The 20,393-nt window shown below is 38.5% G+C and carries 11 protein-coding genes; all 11 read left to right on the forward strand.

The features are described from left to right. Positions 1-635 precede the first annotated feature (635 nt). Positions 636-3,668, forward strand: coding sequence for a hypothetical protein (locus tag AC2INI_RS06420; protein ID WP_486305630.1), 3,033 nt, complete (start codon positions 636-638; stop codon positions 3,666-3,668). Then, positions 3,653-9,835: a DEAD/DEAH box helicase gene (locus tag AC2INI_RS06425; protein WP_486305631.1), complete on the forward strand. Its 6,183-nt coding sequence runs from the start codon at positions 3,653-3,655 to the stop codon at positions 9,833-9,835. Before AC2INI_RS06420 ends, AC2INI_RS06425 begins: the two co-directional genes overlap by 16 nt. A 22-nt stretch (positions 9,836-9,857) precedes the next feature. Continuing rightward, positions 9,858-11,516, forward strand: a complete 1,659-nt coding sequence (locus AC2INI_RS06430) for an NERD domain-containing protein (protein ID WP_486305632.1) — start codon at positions 9,858-9,860, stop codon at positions 11,514-11,516. Positions 11,517-11,690: 174 nt separating this feature from the next. Further along, complete coding sequence (locus AC2INI_RS06435; RefSeq protein ID WP_486305633.1) at positions 11,691-12,584, forward strand: hypothetical protein; 894 nt, start codon at positions 11,691-11,693, stop codon at positions 12,582-12,584. A 363-nt stretch (positions 12,585-12,947) separates the two neighbouring features. After that, on the forward strand, positions 12,948-14,525 hold the full coding sequence (locus tag AC2INI_RS06440; RefSeq protein ID WP_486305634.1) for a DNA cytosine methyltransferase: 1,578 nt from the start codon (positions 12,948-12,950) through the stop codon (positions 14,523-14,525). Between the two features lie 264 nt (positions 14,526-14,789). Then, positions 14,790-15,221, forward strand: a complete 432-nt coding sequence (locus AC2INI_RS06445; RefSeq protein WP_122034880.1) for a LysM peptidoglycan-binding domain-containing protein — start codon at positions 14,790-14,792, stop codon at positions 15,219-15,221. Positions 15,222-15,422: 201 nt separating this feature from the next. Further along, positions 15,423-15,641, forward strand: a complete 219-nt coding sequence (locus tag AC2INI_RS06450) for a uroporphyrinogen decarboxylase (protein WP_486305635.1) — start codon at positions 15,423-15,425, stop codon at positions 15,639-15,641. Positions 15,642-15,645: 4 nt separating this feature from the next. Next, on the forward strand, positions 15,646-16,386 hold the full coding sequence (locus tag AC2INI_RS06455; RefSeq protein ID WP_486305636.1) for a hypothetical protein: 741 nt from the start codon (positions 15,646-15,648) through the stop codon (positions 16,384-16,386). A 269-nt stretch (positions 16,387-16,655) separates the two neighbouring features. Continuing rightward, a complete protein-coding gene (locus tag AC2INI_RS06460) occupies positions 16,656-17,507 on the forward strand; it encodes a MurR/RpiR family transcriptional regulator (protein ID WP_486305637.1) in 852 nt (283 codons plus the stop codon). A 129-nt stretch (positions 17,508-17,636) separates the two neighbouring features. Beyond that, a complete protein-coding gene (gene dcuC / locus AC2INI_RS06465) occupies positions 17,637-18,998 on the forward strand; it encodes a C4-dicarboxylate transporter DcuC (RefSeq protein WP_486305638.1) in 1,362 nt (453 codons plus the stop codon). Positions 18,999-19,061: 63 nt separating this feature from the next. After that, a complete protein-coding gene (pepT, locus tag AC2INI_RS06470; protein ID WP_486305639.1) occupies positions 19,062-20,315 on the forward strand; it encodes a peptidase T in 1,254 nt (417 codons plus the stop codon). Positions 20,316-20,393: the final 78 nt, after the last annotated feature.

Consider the following 20,393-nt stretch of genomic DNA (forward strand, 5'->3'; position numbering starts at 1 on the left):
ATGATTAACTAAGGAACCACTTTTACCTCACAGATCTCTTTTATTTTGCTAAGGGATGAAGACTTAGCGACTCTAGTATAATTCCAATAGTTACCTAAAACGACCAAATCTAGCCTCATCTTGAAGTAAGACATCAACGATTTATAGTCTAATATGGTGAGGTGTCTAAGGAATATTTATATTTGATAATTTTTGTATGAAAGTAACTTTTCAAGTACGGGAGATTAGGTAATCTTATCTCTATTTTAATGGTTTACTTTTTGAAACAGATACTTTTTAAAATCAGTTTTAATAAGACTATTCTAATGAAATCTTACAATAGTTTGGTACCGTGAGATTATATTTTTATTTTATTAATATAAATTATTCCGAGATAATCACAGTATTAATTAAATCAATATGTTATTGATCATAAATAGAACGTAAGGATAAAATAATCAACCTAAAATCAGTGGTGTTTTATCTTGGGGTATCGAGATTAGTTGAGCTGCTTGGAGCTGCAGTATCAGTTATTTTTCAAATAACCAGTAGCTGTTAATTTGGTGTAGGGCTTTTCAACATTACACGTTGGTCTACGTAGGCCTAAAGATAGTCTTTATAAATCGATTAGCTCTTTAAGAAATGAAGGATGTAATGTGTCGTTATTTATTGAGTGGAACTCACTGTTACTAGAAGAATACTTTTCGCCAGAAAAAGTTGACCAAGACGTTTGGATTCAGACTACTAGGATTGAACTTGAAGGGATTGGGGCCCACAAAGGAGGTACTAGTGGTTTAATTGAAGCCGTAAAACAAGGCCCCCATTGGTTACATGGCAATGATAATATTGCAGTTAAAGCCCAAAAATTAGTTCAACAACGCTCATGGCCTAGCAAACGTCCGGAAGCATATAGTGATCCTGGGCTCTATTTGAATAACTACGAAGGTTGTAGCGCTCCGACTTATTTACCATACATTGCATTATGGGTACTCGCAAAATCTGAAACGGAAGGTTCTGGCTTCTATTCTACAGTTAGCGACCTAATTGGTGAATCATTTCCTAATAATGTAAGGAATGATATGGAAGCAGTTTGGGTTGATTTGAATTCTTGGTCTGTTAGAAAACAAAAAGGAAGATTTGGCAGATTTACACTTAATGTCTTAGGTGCGCATAGATATATTGGAATGGCCCACGCTCAATCAATGATAACCCACAAGGACATTGAAGGGATCGATAGGCTGTTTGGAAGTTGCAAGTTATATTCTGGACAAAATTTAGACGATGATAAATTCTTCCAATTGATTGAGGAAGGTAAACGCTCCTATTATTTAAGTGCAGGCCTTAAAGAAGCAATGGGGAAGGCGGAGTACAATGATCACTTAAGACAGTTTCTTAGTAGGCAGCTGGACTTTTGGGATGGATACATCCCTAAACCGACTAGAATTAGTGTTAATGAGTACAATCAAAGGTTTGAACCGCAAGGTAGGCTAAATGATGAGTTGGCAATCATTTTAAAAGTCAACTGTGATGAAGAAATTCCCTATTGGCAAATCGGTTGGCGCCTTCCAGCTAACGTAACGGGCTTGAACTATAGGATCAAAACTAAAGGTGGCTCGGAAGAAAAAGCTAAATTGGAATTCACTGGTTCTCATATTCATGCGATTTATTCAGTAAATCAAGAAAATGCGAGGCGGGTGCTAAACCAATCCTCATCTTCGAACGTTGAGTCTAGCCTGTTGTACACAGGAACTGATGGTGAATGCAATGAGAGGAAAATATACTTACGACAAGATAAGGTTAGAGTCTTTGTATGGGACACCCCAGACCCCTCATTGAATGATTCACTTATTGAACGAGAATTACCAATTTCAGGTCCTGCATATCTTTTATATTCGCTCGATAAGTATTCAAATCTAGAGTTATACCTAACCAATGAAAATATTGAGCATACGATTGTTGAGTATGATGGCTTACCTGACCAATGGAGTCTGGTTTGTATCAATGCCACAGATGTTCTTACATCCAATCAGCGTGCTGAGATTGTTGATGAAGAGCCTGCGGTTATAGAAAAAGCACGTATCAGATTAGTTGGAGGCCGTCCAATTATTGGTGCTGGTAGTAAAAAATATGCTTATTACGACCTACCTATTATTGAGTTAGAAGGCCCTTTAGAAGCAGAGCTTATAGCCGACGGTTTGACCTTCACAGAGTTAGAAAGTAGTGATGCTTACTCCGTAAGACGGTTTAAATATAGTTTGAATGATGGAAGCAGTTGTTCCTTTAAAATTAAGGCTGAAATAGATGGTCAGGTGCTATGTTCTGCAGGTTTACAGTTGCTGGCTATCGGTGGGGTTTCTATTTCCAACCGATTTAACTTTTCGATTGATAATTTTGGAAGGACATTAACTAATACGACAGGTTTACTTGGCGCAATGGTTGATGGAATTAATTTAGCAAAGTCAGACACAGCCATTGATAAATTTGAAGTTGATGAAGTTACTTTATCTGACAGTAATGGAGAGTGTATTTGGCAGTGCATGGAATCTAATGTCTCATCTAGATTTCTTGATTCAATCGCAACAACTAAAAATGGTTCAATGACGTATGGGGCTGCTCGAGATCAAATAATGAGGCTAGCTAACAGTTTTGGTATTGATGACGTCCAGCCTGTTCTTTTGATACGCGAGCTCCGGCGAAGGGGCCATGTAGAAATAGATACTGATGTAAAAGGACACATGGTTAGGGTATGTGCAGTGCCAGCGACTCTTTATAGCCTACCTATTACTGATACTGAACAACGTCAATTGTATGGCGTTTGTGGAAGTTTAAGACTGCAGCAATGGAAAGAGCTAGTACAGGCTTCTGATGTAAGAATTACCGTAGAAGCAGAACCAACACATAATTTCCCCGTGGTTCGTCTTGCACCTTTTGCCGGTTCCGCGATTAAGACTATTGCCGAATTTGCAAACTTTCAAGTGGTAGATTTACCAGCACAGGAACTTTCTAAATGGGTGGGCTCTGTACAAGAGATAAAAGAGGCACTTTCGTGGTATCCAGAACAAGGTTTCATTCCTAATGCTTTGGCAAGACTGAATCCAAATACAGGTATTTTTAACAATTCTGGCAGTACTTCGGTTGACCCTGAACGGAAGTTCGAATTCTTCAGGTACGAGGACCCGATGAGCGCAGGGTTACAGGTTTATAAACTTGGAAGAAACCTTGGAGATGGTTTGTCAAAATATAGTTTCATTCAGGATTCAAGATGGGGTATATGGATGGTTGTTAATGCTTTCGCTGAGTTTGTGAAATCCATCGGAGTGGTTGATGCCTGCCCTTGGCCTATCCATTACAACATTGTAACAGGTTGTCTTTGGCTACCTGCAAGAATGGAACCTCCTTTTGTTATCGAGCGAGTTTTGACACTCTGCTCTGCATCTGGGCCAGTCGTAGTTCAAACTGAAGGTGAGTCTATCGGCGACTCAATTTTACTCTCAGAAAAGGGAAAACACACGATAGCAAATATAAGTTGTGTTTACGACAAAATGTCAAGCGGTAAGTGGCTTAGATATCGTTGGGTGCCAAAAGAAATCGCAAGTCATATAGCCCACTTACTCGGTGGCGAAATTAAATTAATTAGTTCGAACTTTATAGCCAGAGAGCTAGAGGATACAAAATGCCAGTTAGCATAGATAAAGACCCAATTGGTGCATGGGAAGACTTGAACGATAATTTAAAAAAGTATGTGAAGTCGGCATTCGGGACTAACTCCAAATCATTTGAAGAGGAGCGTCAATGTTTGTTAGATACATCTGGTGTCCTATTTCAGGAGCCATATCTAGAAGTGCTACCTACTTATGTTTCAGGTAAAAAGTTGGATGAGCTAAACGTAGAAGACTTACCTACGATGTCCTCAGATGCGATAGATGCTTTTTGTAAAGTTGCAGGTGCATCTCTTATCTCAAGTAAGTTTAGTTTGTATAAGCACCAAGAGGTGATGTTAACCAAAGCAATGAGTAAGGAAAGAAAGCACTGTGTTGTGGTAACTGGAACTGGTTCTGGTAAAACTGAGGCCTTCCTTTTGCCGGTTCTAGCATCGATTATAAAAGAGGCAATTGGGTGTTGGAAACGACCTGGAACACAGAGTGCTGTATGGGGAGAAAGTCTAAAGTGGGATAGCAATAGAGCAGCAGTACGTAATGAAAGCCGAACTCCAGCGGTTCGAGCTTTGTTGCTCTACCCAATGAATGCTCTAGTTGAAGACCAGATTTCAAGGTTAAGAGCTGCCTTAGATGCTGATGAATCATTATCTGCAATGGATGAAGCTTTGCAAGGCAACCGAATTCGATTTGGCCGCTACAACGGCTCGACTCCAGTTTCTGGTCATCCGTTTAAGGCTAATGGTGAGATCAATTCATCGAAGAGATCTGAACTTAGTAAAAAAATCAAACAAGCCCGAAGTGAATATGAAGAATATATAACTTTGCTAGAAAGTGCTCGTAGCGCGTTAGAACAGGCTATTAGAGAGAAAGATAAGGAAAGTATATCATTAAAGGAGAAGGCGTTAGATTCGTTGCTCGAGCAACGTGACTTTATTCCTAGGATGGAAATTGACTCTTGTGAAATGTTCCATCGCTGGGAGATGCAAGAGACCCCGCCTGATTTACTCATCACTAACATTAGTATGTTGTCTATCATGTTGATGCGACATAAAGATGATAACTTGCCTAACGATAGAGCGGATTCGCAGATATTTGATTCAACAAGAGAATGGCTAGCAGAAGATAGAGAAAATCATGTTTTCCAACTGGTTGTTGATGAACTGCATTTGTATCGTGGGTCTTCGGGTACTGAAGTCGGGTATTTGCTAAGGTTGTTGATGGATCGCCTTGGGTTATCACCCGATAGCTCACAGCTTCAAATTCTAGCTTCTAGTGCCTCTTTGGCTGAAGACGATGATTCTTATAGTTTTCTCGGAGGAATGTTTGGGTTATCACTGCAAGAATCAAAAGACCGTTTTCATATTGAAAGTGGAGAATCGGTATATACAGCAGATAACGAAGAAAGAAGCTTTGCTTCGAGCGTCAGTTCAACTTGTTTCGCATTAGGCGAATCATTAAGTGAAAATGTTGAGCCCGATAGCGGTTTAGTTCAAGAACTGATCACTCTTGAAAATTTAGAAGCGATTACTTACAGCTTCTTCGATAGTTTAAGTAGTCGTTTTACATCAAAGTCATTGGCAAGCTTAAAAAGTAAGTGGTTTCCCCATTTATCGACTTTGGACCAAAATACATCTACAAGAGGTTTACTTTTCGCCTTAGGTCAAGCAACCGACTCTCAAAATAGAGGTGAAAGATATCAAAATGTTATTCTACCTCGACTTCGTTTTCATTGGATGGCCAAAAATCTTGATGGTTTGTGGGCTACTCCTGAGATACCCAATAAAACTGATGACCAACGAAGAGTAGGTAAGTTATTGCCAGAGCCAAGAGTTATGTATAAAGGAAAGCGGTCATTAGAGGTTTTGTATTGTGAGTGCTGTGGGACTCAATTACTGGCAGGTTATAAAATGAAGGCTGGTGGAACGATACCAAACCCGAAATTTGAACTTGCACCATTACCTACTGCTATCGCAGGTATGCCAGAGGCTGCACCACAAGGGCGTACTGATGTACAAGAATACAAAGATATGGGAGTTGTATTCTTAATTTCCGGTGAGTATCCAAATTTGGATAACTTAAACTGGGAACAAGGTTCTGTTGAACGTTCAGGTCAAAATGGGCGTGTCGGTAATCCTTGTAAAGTCGCCGCGGCTAAGTGGAGTATTGCATCGATTGACCCGAAAACAGGTGTAGTTGAGGTAGGTGTTAATAACCCTGACAAAACAAAATGTCTATGGTTTAGTGTTGATGATAGCGATTGGGGAAAAGATTTTCACTTACCTGCTATGCCACAGATGTGCCCATCTTGCCAGACTAGTTACTCTGAAAGGAAAGGCGGAAAACCATCGCCAATAAGAGCATTCGCAACAGGTTTAAATCAAATGTCGTTGCTGCTTGCAAAGCATTTGATGTCTATATTACCTAGTGATTTTCGTAAGCTCGTTACATTTTCAGATAGTAGGCAAGCTGCGGCTAAATTAGCAAACGGGATTGAATCAGGTCAATGGGATAGTCTCTTACAGTATTTCATCCTAGATGAAATACGTCGTATGTCTGCCGGTTCAATTGAGGAGCTAAAAAAAGAGATTTTAAAGATACTTAGAAAGGGAGGGGATGTTAATAAAGAGCTTGCTCAAATTATCAATCAAGCTCCAAATTTGGAATCGAGTGATGACTTAAAAGCTTTTACTAGTGTAGCAATAGCCGTAATCGATGATAGCTTCTTCGTGACTGAAGGTAATAAAACGGAAGTTAAAAACGTTGAGAATTACCAACCTGGTTATGTCCGACTAGACCGCTTTTTGAATCATTTGAATGATCAGGATTTAGAACTTCCCGTTATTTGGAAACGAATGCTTAAGCTAGGCATAAACCCAGGAGGTTCAGGTGTTGATGTGAAGTATCATAAACTAAATGATAGTTCCTTTGGGTGGGTAGAGCTCATCAATTTCGATGATGGTTCCGTAGTTAACAATCTAACTCAAGACAGAATTAGCTTCCTTAATCAGATGAATAATAAATTGAGGAAAAAAGCTTGGAAGGTAATTTCCGGTCGTTTGCTGTACAACTTAGAGGCAAAAGGTTTCGGTCATCTTTCATTGTCAGCTCAGTTTAATAAATTGGGTCCGATGTGCATGCCGCATAGTGTGTTTAGGAATATTACTGAAAGTGTACTTCGCATTCTGTCGGAAGAATATTTTACAGCCCCATATGAATATGATCAATTCGGACCCAGAGAAGAGTGGGATGATTGTCACCCGAATGAACATACGAAACAGATAGCGAAGAAACGAGTAAAAAATTATTTAGAGGTTTGCGCGAAAAAAAATCAAGTTAGTTATGAATTGTTGAGAATTGCTGTACGCGATGCGCTTAAAGGTGAAGGTCATCAGTGGGGAGTTGTTAGACTAGAGCAATTATGGGTACGTAAGATTAACCCTCAAGATAAAGCTTGGATATGTGATAATTGCACCCAGATTCATTGGCATGCTTCAGGAGGTATTTGCGCCCGATGTACTACTCCTCTAACAGCTGATCCTAATGGCGATAAGACAGCAGAAACGATTGAGAAAGAACACTATTATGCCAATCTATCGAAGAATACCGATTTTGAGTTTCGGATTCATGCCGAGGAATTGACTGGGCAAACTGATAATCAAGCACAACGTCAACGTCATTTTAGAGATATCTTTTTTAAGGGAGAGAAGCTGGATGATGTTGTCCCCCGTAATGTTAACCGAAAAGTAGATAGTATCGATTTACTATCGGTTACAACGACGATGGAAGTGGGAGTTGATATTGGTTCATTACTATCAGTGTTTCAAGCCAATATGCCACCAGAACGTTTTAATTATCAGCAGCGTTCTGGACGAGCAGGTCGAAAAAAGCAGGCATTTTCGGCTGCTTTGACTTATTGTCGAGGGCAAACTCATGACCGTATTCATTTTGAACATCCAGAAGAGATGACAAGTGGGATACCTCCACAGCCGAGCATCTCAGTTAGTGAAGATCAAAAAATATTAGCAGAAAGGTTATTCAATAAAGAGGTTTTACGTCGTGCATTTCAAGCGTCTGGCTTAACCTGGGCTGCTTGCGGGTCTAGACCTGATACTCATGGTGAGATGGGCGGAGTTCAAGAGTTTATTGATAACAGCAGCTCTCGACGTGATTTAATTGTTGATTGGTTAAGTACTAATGGAAAAATTGTTTCTGAAATTGCTAGAGTCATTACACGTGGTACGTATATCAGCCCTGAGGCTCTAGTCAATGAATGCGATTTAATTAAGCGCATCGATATCGAAGCAGAAAAGGAACAAGATAAAACACGTGGTTTGGCAAATACTTTGGCAGATGCTGGGATACTCCCAATGTATGGCATGCCAACCATGGTTAGGGATTTATATTTTGGGTTACCAGACGATAAGGAAAGCTCTAAGGAAGCTAAGACTTTAGACCGTTCCATTGAGCAGGCTATAACTGATTATTCTCCTGGCTCAGAGCGAGTATGGGATAAACGTCTGTTAACTCCGGTGGGTCTTGTAGGTTCTATCCATCATAAGAACAGAAACCAATGGGTTTCAAACGAACAACCGGTTGGAGAAACTACCTGGCAAGTTTTTTGCAATGTGTGCAGAAACCTTACTGTTGATCTGATTAGTATCGAAGAAGCTGCAGACAGAGCGCATTCTCAAATATGTCCAACTTGTGGGCAAGATAACGCAAGCTCTTATCTAGCTGTCGTCCCCACGGGCTTTATGACCGATTTTGATCTTAGTAAACCGGCTGATACTGGTCAATCTAATGGTGGTACAGGTGTAACATCTTTTGTGGCTTCACCACAGATAAAAGGTATTGAACCAAATCCTGTTGGCGGCGCTGAACTCACTTTTTCAGGTCAAGGAAAAGTATATAGAATTACTCAAAGTAAAAACAGAAGGCCCTTTTCTTTTAAAATAGCAGATACCTACAGAACTCCGAATAATCAGTGGGTTAATGCCAATATGTGGATTGAAGATGATACCAGTGAAGACGTATACGCCTCATTAGCTGCATCTAAAACAACAGATCTTTTGAGTATTAGGTTACTTGATAGAGAGGGGCTTGGTTTTTTCGATATAGAAAAAGAGCTAGCTAGTAAAAAAGCAGCATGGTTCTCTGCCGCGACAATTCTTCAACGAGCGATAGCTTTAGAGTTAGATGTCGATTCACTTGATATTGAGATCGCATCGGTTCATCAATACAGAAGTGAAAGTAAAAGCGGAGCAGAGCTTTATTTATCAGATGAACACCCTAATGGTGCCGGTTTGGTTCACTGGGCTTCAGAGCAGTGGTCTGAATTAATTGCAGGTTGTACTGAACCTGACAAATATACAAAGTTCTCTAAGCTAGGCCGATTTATTAGAGATGAATGTGAACGATCTCAACTCGAGGGCCAGGAGTGGAGAAGTCCTGACTTACTTCTCAAAGGTTTCCGTAACCGCCATTTGCATCCTTTGTTAGATTGGCGGCTTGGCCTAGAGCTACTCTTGGTAATGCGTGATTCTAGTTATGTACCAGGTGTCACGCCATACTTTGAATTATGGAATTTTGGGTTAAAAAGCGCACAGGAAGAATTTGAAGATATAGCTAAAAATTATTGTTCGACATTTGGTGATGAAAAGCTTATCCCAATAACAGATGGCTCCTACCTACATGGTTGGATCACTGTAGATGAAGATGTTTTAGACGTGGTTGCGCATCCTTTATGGGAGTTTGACCAATTATTAAGAGATAAAGTGTCTGAATCTATAGCTGTATTTGCAAGAAAACAATCAAACGTCAGGTATGTTCGTTTACTTGATTCGTTTAATCTTTCAAGAAGAATGTCATGGGTGAGAGGAAACTTATCACACTACTTAAAGTACGATATATCACCTTCTGCCAAGGCTAATAACTCTAATTGTAATATGAATCAGCTTATCCCTAAATTGTTATTAGGAAGCATCTTTGAGTATGGCGGCAGCACTTGGGAGAGAGTATTGGATCAAGATGTATGGTCGGCATCCAAAGGCACTTATATTGTAAAGAAAGGTGAATTAGACCCTTTTATAGTAAAAGTATTTGTGATGCCAGGAAACACAATTGTAAAACCATCAGGTGAGGGAGCTTTGGATAAAGCTACTTGGGCAGGTTTGAAGCTACTGGCTTGCCGTCAATAAATATTTATAGGAATTGTAATTTATGCCACGAGTAATTGGGCCTGTCCCTTCAGATAAGTGGGAAAGAGAAGTGCGTAGACAGTTGTTAAAACAACTGCCAGAGAACTGGATTGTTGTGTGTAATGTTTCTTGGGCTCTAAAAGATGATTTAGGCATAGTTAGAGACGGTCAAGCAGATTTTGTGGTTTTGGCACCAGAGCTGGGGTTAGCCGTTGTTGAGGTTAAAGGGTCTAAATCGATTCGTGTTGATGAAAATGGTATGTGGTATAGGAAAGTTAGTGATTCACAAGAAGATATGCTCAAAGAGTCACCTCCTGAACAGGCCAATCGCAATCTCCATACCCTTGCTAAGGTTGTTGGTGAAGAGCTGTCATTTACTTCAAATAGTTCATTTCCAGGTTTACACGCGTGGTTGGTGGTCTATCCAAACGGTAAAATCGATGGGTTCACTAATCTTTATGATGATTCAACGATTGTCCCCAAGAAAAAAATGCACCAATTAGGTGGAACTATTAGGCAGGCATTGTTGGCAAAAGGCAGTGAAGGAATAGGAAAAAAATTTACGAAAGCACTCGCAGATGAAGCCGCTAAAATATTAACCAATCAACGCTTTAGAGTAATCTCAGTTGATACGGAACTTGATTCTCATAAAGATGAGCATGATATTGATGAACTTACTCGTCAACAGTTTGCTGCTTTACGTGGGGCATTTGAATTACCGCGCGTTGCTATTATCGGGCCGGCAGGTTCAGGAAAAACGTTATTGGCTTTTTGGAAGTTATCAGCGTTACTGGAAGAGGGGAAAAAGACAATTTTAGTCTGTTATAATAAAGTGTTAGCTGAAAATTTAAGGATCAAACACCCTAATATAGCCGACTATATTTTTAGCGTTGATTCACTTTTTTGGAACATTGTGGATGACCATACAGGAAGCAATGGAAAAGATTTTTACTCAAAAACATTACCTGAGAGGGTAATGGATGGCTTTTATCGAGAAGATGATAAATATGATGCAATTATCATTGACGAAGGACAGGATTTTGGCGATGACAGGGTTATAGCTTTATATCAGCTGCTTAAAGAAAGAAACGATTCGCAATGGCTTTACTTTGGAGATGACAAGCAGGATTTATATAAGCAAGGTACTAATGATACGTTAGGTGCAGAAGTTACTTTTCGCCTTTACCACAATTGTAGAAATACAGAACGAGTAAATACAGCAACTAATAAAGTTTGTAGTGGTGTCGTTAAGTCTATGCCAGGCGTTCCTAGTGGTGAAGAGCCATACATTGGTATTTGTAAAGCGGAGCATATGGCTCAACAAGCCTGGGACCTAGTTCATGAATTAAGTGCTGATGGGGGAGCGGTAATCCTTTCTCCGTTTAAGCTAGAAAACTCATGTATGGACGGAATAAGGAAATCCTATGGACTCAATCTGACAGAAGATATAAGCAAGCTCGGTGTTGCTGGATACGTATTTTATTCAACTATTAAATCTTTTAAAGGACTAGAAGCAAGGCATGTGATTTTTGTTAATGCAGATAAACCAGGAATAACACCCGCTTTAACAGAAGAAGACATGTATGTAGCTTTTACTCGTGCAACTGCAAGACTAGATATACTAACAGCTAACTCTGAGGCAATGTCTTGGTTTAAAGAGAAGCTTGAGTACCTATCTTGAACTATTTAAATCCCAAGTAAAAAGAAGGACTTTTCGAAGTTTACAACGCTCTAGATCATACAATAATGAACTCAAAATTTTTAATTTCTCTGGAAAAATTGCGAGAAACTAATCGGTATGAATGTTTCGAGAAAAACACACGGGCGTTCGTGTTGTCTAGTTAAGGAATATAAAATGAATGCGGTAGAACAATTGAGAAAGGTAGTGGTAACAGAGCTACTTATGTTAGCGACGATGAAGAAAGTCTGGCCTGCTTGGCAACCTAGCTTTCAAGCTATAGCGAAAGGTAAATCATTGTCAGCAAGGGAATTACAGACAATCGGGAATGAGTTGTACAATATATTTAGATCATCTTCTACAGGACGAAGCCAGTCCGATGTGTCAGGCGGAGGGGCTGCATGGGAGTCTTTAGTTTGTTGGTACATTAACCTTTGTTTGCTGGGAAGCAACACTGTAGTTATAAAATCTAAAAAAGCCAATATTCCGCCTAGCATATCTCATGCTATCAGTGTTAATTATGGTAACTTTACTTCTAACACTGAGAGCGATCTTTTAGCTATTACTTTTCCTGCTGATCCTAGCTTGTCAGCAGATTTCTCGGGAACTCATAGTGAGTTAATGGAACTTTTAAATTTTGTTATCGAGTCGAGATTTATAGAGACAGAGCTAGGTGTAATTCAATGTAAAACTAATTGGAATGATAATGCACAGATTCCAATGTTATGGGACCTGATCTATGCTTCGAGTGGATTCTCATCTAATGCAACCGTCGGAAGTCATGGCTTTAGTCATACGAAATTTAAAAAGTTCACATATTCATTTGTTACCGTACCGACAGTTAACCCAGAAAAAATTAAACCAACTTCAACCTCTGTGATGCGAGTCAAAAATCTATCAGGTGGTAACTATTGGGGCTTACCTTCGAAAACCGGTATTGCATCGAATATCTTTAATATTATTCAAAGTAATTTTTCTACGAGTCATAGTTGCTACTCTAATGGGTGGCATAAAGATATAGGTAATGAAATAGTAACAATGCTACAGACCGGAAACTATTTTAAGCTCTAGCTTTTACTGAGTACTGTATCAGTATTTCTTGAAGTGCTGGCTTCAGCTATTAATAATGGCGGGGCAGCATTTATTATTCTAGTCATAAGTAGAATTCAATCGGGTGCTATACTAGACAATAACGCCCGATTTTTTTTTGTTTTTCAGAGTTGTATACGATTGTAGGTAATAATTAGGATAATTGTTAATTAATTCGGATAAATTGGCAGGGTGATGCTTTGTATGCAATGATTTATTTTTTAATAAGTCATTGTTAAGTATGGTTTATATTGTAGTGTAATTTGATATGAGTAAATTAACCCTGAACTTTTTCTTTTTGTTTGAATAGAATTGCGAGATTAAATCATATTTATGGGGTCTTTAGTGAATCATATTGAGTTATTTTCAGGCTGTGGTGGTCTTTCTTTAGGTTTAAAGCAAAGCGGTTTTAATCTTACACTGGCAAATGAGCTTTCGCCTATGGCTGCAGAATCATTTGCATACAATTTTTTTAATGAAAATTTAGAGGAGTTGGCTCGAGAAAGACAGCAGGCAGAGCATACATTGTGGTTGAATAGTAATTTGGCTGAATTACAATCAAGGCTACGTGAAAACCCATTCACATTCCCTGCATTTGATGATGAAGGTTATAGTGACATTCCTGCCCAAACTAATGAATTACAAGGAAAGTTGGTTGTTGGTAGTATCATTGAGTTAAACCGATTTCTGGATGAAAATAATGAATTAGTAGAGAAGTTAAGAACCTCTTTTGGATCTGAACGTGGTCTCGATTTAGTTTCAGGAGGGCCACCCTGTCAAAGTTTTAGTATGGCAGGATTACGTCAACGTGATTGTGAAAAAAATACACTGCCATGGGAGTTCGCTAAATTTGTTCAGCATACTCAACCTAAAATAGCGATGCTTGAAAATGTAACGGGTATTTTACGTGCTTTTAAGGATGAAGAAGGGAACAGTTTTCATGCTTGGTATGAAGTGGCGAAAGTGTTTGCTTCAATTGGTTATGTACCACTTTGTTTACATGTTAATGCTCGCTTAGTTGGAGTCGCACAGAACAGACCGCGCTTTATAATGATTGCGGTTAGATTAGATCACTATAATAATATAGCAAAAAGCTTTGATATTAATGGTGTAGAATCTCGTATGTTTTCTCCTTCCTTGGAGTTTTACCATTTAGTTCAAGTGCATGGTGATGAGCTACCATTTGGCCATTTAGACTATTTTGATGCAACTAAGTCTGGGCAGCGTAGTTTATTTGAAGAATCTTTTTTAGCTGGGCTTGTTAATGGAGAAGAAGTGACTGTTCTTGAAGCTTTAGATGATCTTAAGCAGAATCATCCAACCTTGCCTTCAGAGTTTATATTAAATTTAAATACAACGTTTGACTTCTTACTTCAACGTAACACCTTATCAAATCATGATTTTCGAAATAATGGTGAAGTAGTACAGCGTCGATTTAGACTTTATCAAATATTACAGAATATTGGTAAACGCTCTATTACTAAAGCTGTTTTTAGTGTCTTGAAAGGGGATGCTACTGAATTGTCTGATGAAGTGTGGTCCGCATGTAGAGAGTATAATTACTTACAAAAAAATGGTGAACTGCAGTCATTCAATAATAAAAAGGAGTTTATTGATTATCTTCTAGCGCATCCTACAAAAAAACAGACCCAAAAAGCATTAATAGCAAATGCTCCTGCTCCCGCTGCATTGTCTATACCTGATGATGCTTGTCATTATGACGAACATGAACTTCGTGTGCTTACTGTTCGAGAAATGGCGCGCATTCAATCATTTCCAGATAACTTTATTTTTAGGTCCAAAATAACGACGGGGGGGAAAATGCGTAAGTTTGAAGTTCCTCAATATACACAGGTAGGCAATGCTGTTCCTCCTTTGCTTGGACTAAAGTTAGGGGAATGTATCGCTAAGCTACTTGACTGAGTACTTTAAATTTTTAATTAATAGAAGTGATGACAATGCGGTAACTTTTTTCCCCTGTAATTTCTGGCTTACAGGCCTAAATTATCTTTATTCATTGTATTTTTAAACTCTGAGCCACTAGGTAGGAAATTAACTAAGATTGACGATGTTCTAATTAAACTGTCACCAAACAACCAATAAAGCTATTTATTACTTGTGCATACATCTTATTTTTATGACAATAGTCGAAGTTATTTGGCAAGTAGATGAAGTAGAGAGAAAAGTATGAAACAGAAAAAAAATATAATTCTGCTAGCGTCACTAATGTCTTCATTAGTTCTTACTGGTTGTGCTTCAAATGATGAGCTTATTGCCCAGCAAAAGAATCAGACAGAACAAATGAGTGCATTAGAGTCAAAAGTTAGCACGTTAGAAACACAAGTCGGTACATTAGAATCTGAGCTTCAAAAGCAGAAAGATACAGACAGTGAACTTTACCAAACGGTTCGTAAGCTAGATGCGGCGCAGGGTGAATTAAAAGCTCAAGCACAGCAAGAAGCTGATGAAGCGGTTATGTATTACACAATCAAACAAGATGATACGTTATACAGCATCGCAAAAGAGCATGGGATCGCATTAGATGATTTACTTCAATTAAATCCTCAAATCGAGAACCCTAAACGTTTGCTTATCGGCGATGTGCTTAATATTAAGTAATTACATTCGTCATTAAGAGTGAATGATTATAAAGACCACTATATTTAATGTAGTGGTCTTTTTTTATGTGCAATCTAAGTTGGATAACTATAAATCGGCCGTTGCATTTTTTGCAAAACAGCTTTGCCTTTCATTGATATTGTTATGAATAGCCTCAAGAGATACTCTTTTTTCTCGGTTATTTAGTGAAGGGTAAACAGCATGACAATGACAATTTTAGGTTACTTAGCATCAGTTCTAATCATTGGTTCTCTACTAATGAAGGATATTAAAAAATTACGCTATGTGAATTTAGTAGGGTGCAGTATTTACGTATTCTATGGGGTTGTGATTCAAGCATGGCCAATATTTTTTATGAATTTAATTTGTGTAGGTATTAATTTATACAGAATTAACTCTTTAGCTAAAGAGAAAAATTAACCTAATGCAAATGGTTAAAATGCAGCAATTGTCAGAGCTAGCAAAGAGAAGAAGGGAGCACACACCTAAAGGGTTTAAAAGTATTTCTGATTACTATAACGGGGCATACGATTGTGATTTTGTGTCACCTTATAGTAAATCAGCGGGCAACTTGGATGCTAAGGTTATGGTTGTATTGCAAGATTGGTGTTCTGATGATTATCTGTCTCAACCTTTTAACCATAACTTAGAAAAACACGGATTAGAGCCAAGCTTACCGACTAGTCGAAATTTAGAGAAACGGCTCAATGAGTATTTTTCTATATCCTTAGATGAGACGTATGGAACCAATCAGTTTCCTTTTGTGAAGCAAGGTAAGATGGCGAGTCGATTGCCAATCATAGAGCTTAAAAAAACAGCAAAAATATATACGCTGCCTGAAATTTATATTATTCAACCAAAGTGTGTTATTGCTTTTGGTCTATCTACTTACAATGCATTGTTAGCTGCAAGTATTGATGAAGGATATATCAAAGATAATGGTATTAAATCGGTAAAGAATCTGAATGATGCGATTAACCAACCGATAAATATCGTTTTTAATGCTGAATATAATGTATGGATTTTTGCTCAATCTCATCCTGGGGGGCTAGGGACAGCATCTAGAAATCGAGGTGGAGTTGATCGTGTGAGACAAGATTGGTCAACAATGCAGAGTTATATTAACGACCTTAATTTATTTGGGAATAAGTCTGTAAGTAAATAATTCCCCGTAAAATAGATTAATATTTATCTATTTTAGATAGTAATTATAAGTATGGTAAAAGATCACTAAATCTAGTGGTCTTTTTTTTGGATAAAATTCAGCATATCTAATTGTTGTTATTTATAGTGCTTATTTTAACAAGATGTTAATTCCTTACTTTTTGTGTGTGTTTGTCACAATTTAAGTATGGGAAAATTTAATTCCCTTGAAAGTATCATGCCATTGGTGGAAATATGTCCCATAGATTACATATTTGGGAAATAATCCCCATGGATAAAAAAGACTTCATTAATGCAGTAAATGGATTGGGGGCGCTAACCGAGGCAGAAAAGCGCATTATTCAGTATTTTATGAAGCATTACACCATGTTGCCATTTGCCAAGATTGATGAGCTCTGTAAGCAAATAGGCGTAGGGAAGGCGACATTAGGACGTTTTCTACAGCATTTAGGTTTTAGCGGTTTTTTAGAGTTTAAAAAGCACGTTGCTGATGATTTAGCATTAACACTGACGACACCAGTAGAGCGCTATGAAACGCTTCAACCTACTGATAATAAAAATAATGTACTAAAAAATCATTATGATGAAGTCATGTCTAATATGACGAGAACCTTCGAGATGATCTCTGAGCCTGACTTTGATCGTGCTATTGAATATATGCAAGATCCGAAAGGGAAGTTATACGTTATTGGTAGTGCGTCATCAGAGGCGCTAGCAAATTATTTTTACTTACTAGCAAGGTACTTACGTAAGGATGTGGTGTGGCTAAAAGCCGATATTTCAACATTACCGCATCAATTGGTAGATGTGAGTAAAGACGATATTTTATTTGCTATTTCTTATCATCGATTTTCAACCATAACGATACGTTTAGTTAAATGGTTCCATCAATTTGGCGGAAGAATTATTTTAGTGACTGATCAGCCTGTAAACCCTTTTGTGGCTTATTGTGATATCCAGTTTTCTGTCGAGAGTGCAAGTGATGGCTTCTTTAATAATAGAGCCTCAGGGTTTGCATTAATTGAGGCATTTATTAAAGGCTTATCGAAACAAAAAGAAAAAAACGATCGATTTCAGCGTATCGAAGGGTTATTTGACGAGTTTAGTATTTTTACTAAATAAAGATTCAATGTAATGAAATGAAAATATAACTGCTGTTATTTACTGGCAGGGAATTGTTGCACTTTTAATTTATGCTTATTTATTTAATGAGCATCTCTATTCTATATTTATAATATAATGAGGTTTGTTATGATTACTTTTCTAGCGTTACCAATAATATGTGGTGTCGGGTATTTTATTATAAAAAAATACAATACTCAGGCGGTATTATTTCTGTCTGGTTTATTAATGATAGGTTTGGGTGTTCTTAATGGAACGACCGATTTTTTACCTAAAGGTGGCACACCAACAGGGTCGATCATTGTTGATTTTTTTGAAGTCATAAAAGTTATTTCATCATCAACCCTTGCGAAGCTAGGTCTTATCATCATGGCGGTTGGTGGCTTCTCTAAATACATGGGTCACATTGGTGCGGCAAATGCGATGGTGCAAATTGCGACTAAACCGCTTTCTTATATTAAAAACCCATATTTAGTGTTGGCATTTGCCTACATTATTGGTCAATTAATCAATATCTTTATTCCAAGTGCTACAGGGTTAGCTCTGTTACTACTTATCGCTATGTATCCAGTGCTTGTTGGTGTTGGTTGTAACCCTGCAGCAGCGGCTGCGGTGGTCGCTACGACTGGTTGTTTAGATTTAGGTCCTGCGTCTTCTGCAGCAAACAAAGCGGCTGAAGTGTCTGGTATTGATGTCGCGACGTATTTTGCAAGTTACCAACTTCCAGTTGCGATGGCAGCAATGGCAGTGATTGCTACTCTGCATTATGTTTGTCAGCGTTACTTTGATAAAAAAGACGAAGAGAAAGGCGTGACTCATGAGTTCAATCTTGATGCAAAAGAGCAACGTAAAGCGCCTAAGTGGTTCGCAATTTTACCTGTATTGCCATTATTGCTTCTATTAACCTTCAGTAAATTTGCGGTGACATCGGTTCGTATGGATGTAGTGACAGCGATGTTTATCTCTCTGTTTATCGCAATGGTGTGTGATTATCTTTATACCCGTGATGGCAAAGAAGTAGCAGCTTCTTTAAAGGTATATTTAGAAGGCATGGGTAACGTATTTACTGGCGTGGTAAGTTTAATTATCTCGGCACAAGTATTTGTTACCGGTTTAACTACGATTGGTTTTATTGCTTTATTACTCGACTCTGCATCAAACATGGGACTAGGGTATTTAGCCATGGTTCTTGTTCTTGTGGTTATTATTGTTCTTGTCACCATGTTATCTGGCTCTGGTAACGCATCATTCTTTAGCTTCTCAAACTTAGCACCAGATGTGGCTGCTCAAGTTGGTACGGCGGCAGCTCATGTTGCGCTTCCTATGCAACTAGCAGCAGGTTTAATGCGTTCAGCTTCTCCAGTTGCAGGTGTGGTTATTGCGTGTGCGGGTGTGGCAAACGTATCACCAATTGAGTTAGCTAAACGAACCATTATCCCAATGACGGGTGGTTTGATTACCGTACTAATTTGTTCACAGATTTTAGTGTGATAGTTGAACACATCGTATGTTATCGAATATTTATTGAGAATGAATAAAGCATTGGAGTTACCCATGGATATTATTGAACGTTTTTTAAGTTACACACGCATTAATACAACAACGAGCAGAGAGAAAGGCGCGGCGGGCATTATGCCTTCTTCTGATGGTCAAATGGTTCTTGCTCAATTATTAGCAAAAGAACTGACTGCTTTAGGAATGGAAGACGTTGTTCTACGTGATACTGCAATATTGACGGCGACATTGCCTGCGAATATAGAAACAAGCGAAGATTCAAAACCTATTCCTACGGTTTCTTTCTTTGCGCATTTAGATACGAGTGCAGAGCAAAGCAATGATACAAAAGCACACATTGTGAATTATCAAGGCGGTGATATCTGTTTGAATGCAGGATCAAATATCTTCTTAAAAGAGACTGAGTTTCCTGAATTAGTGGATTACATTGGCGATGATATTATTGTAACGGATGGAACAAGTTTATTAGGTGCTGATGATAAAGCCGCGATTGCTGCAATCATGAATGCACTGCAAGTGTTAAAGGCGAATCCTGATATTCCTCATGGAACGGTCAAAGTCGCTTTTGTTCCTGATGAAGAGCAAGGCTTACGAGGGGCTAAAGCGTTTGATGTAGAAAGCTTCGGTGCTGATTTTGGTTACACGCTTGATTGTTGTGGCATTGGTGAGTTTGTTCATGAAAACTGGAATGCAGGTGATGCAATCATTACGTTTACTGGGCAATCTGCACATCCAATGTCTGCAAAAGGGAAGCTAAAGAACTCGTTATTAATGGCTCATCAATTCATTAGTATGGTTCCTGGTGGTGAAGCGCCTCAATATACTGAAGGTCGTGAAGGCTATTATTGGGTGAAAGAGTTATCTGGCAACAGTGCTAAAACGGTACTAAAAATGGATGTGCGCGATTTCTATAAAGATGGTTATCGTGATCGCATGACATTTTTACAAAATCTGTCAGACAGCTTTGCGAAGTTATGGGGTGAGTCAAGTATCTCTATCAACCTAAGTGATCGCTATGAGAATGTAGCAAACAGTTTGGAGGGGGATGCAAGCTTTCCTATTACTATCGCTAAAGAAGCGTATGAGAGAAATGGCATTACGATGAAGGCGGTGCCTATGCGTGGTGGCTATGATGGTGCAGTATTGTCACAGAAAGGATTGCCATGTCCGAACATATTTACTGGGGCGCACAATTTCCATTCTATATATGAATATTTGCCAGTTAACTCATTAAAGGCGGCAAGTAATGTGGTGGTAGAGGTTATAAAGATCACGGCAGAAGGGCATAAATAATAAGGCTTTAGTGACAGCGTAACGCTTGTGGGCTAATAATATATTAAAGAGCACGTTGATAATTTCAATATGCTCTTT

This window comes from Aliivibrio friggae, from assembly GCF_057368515.1.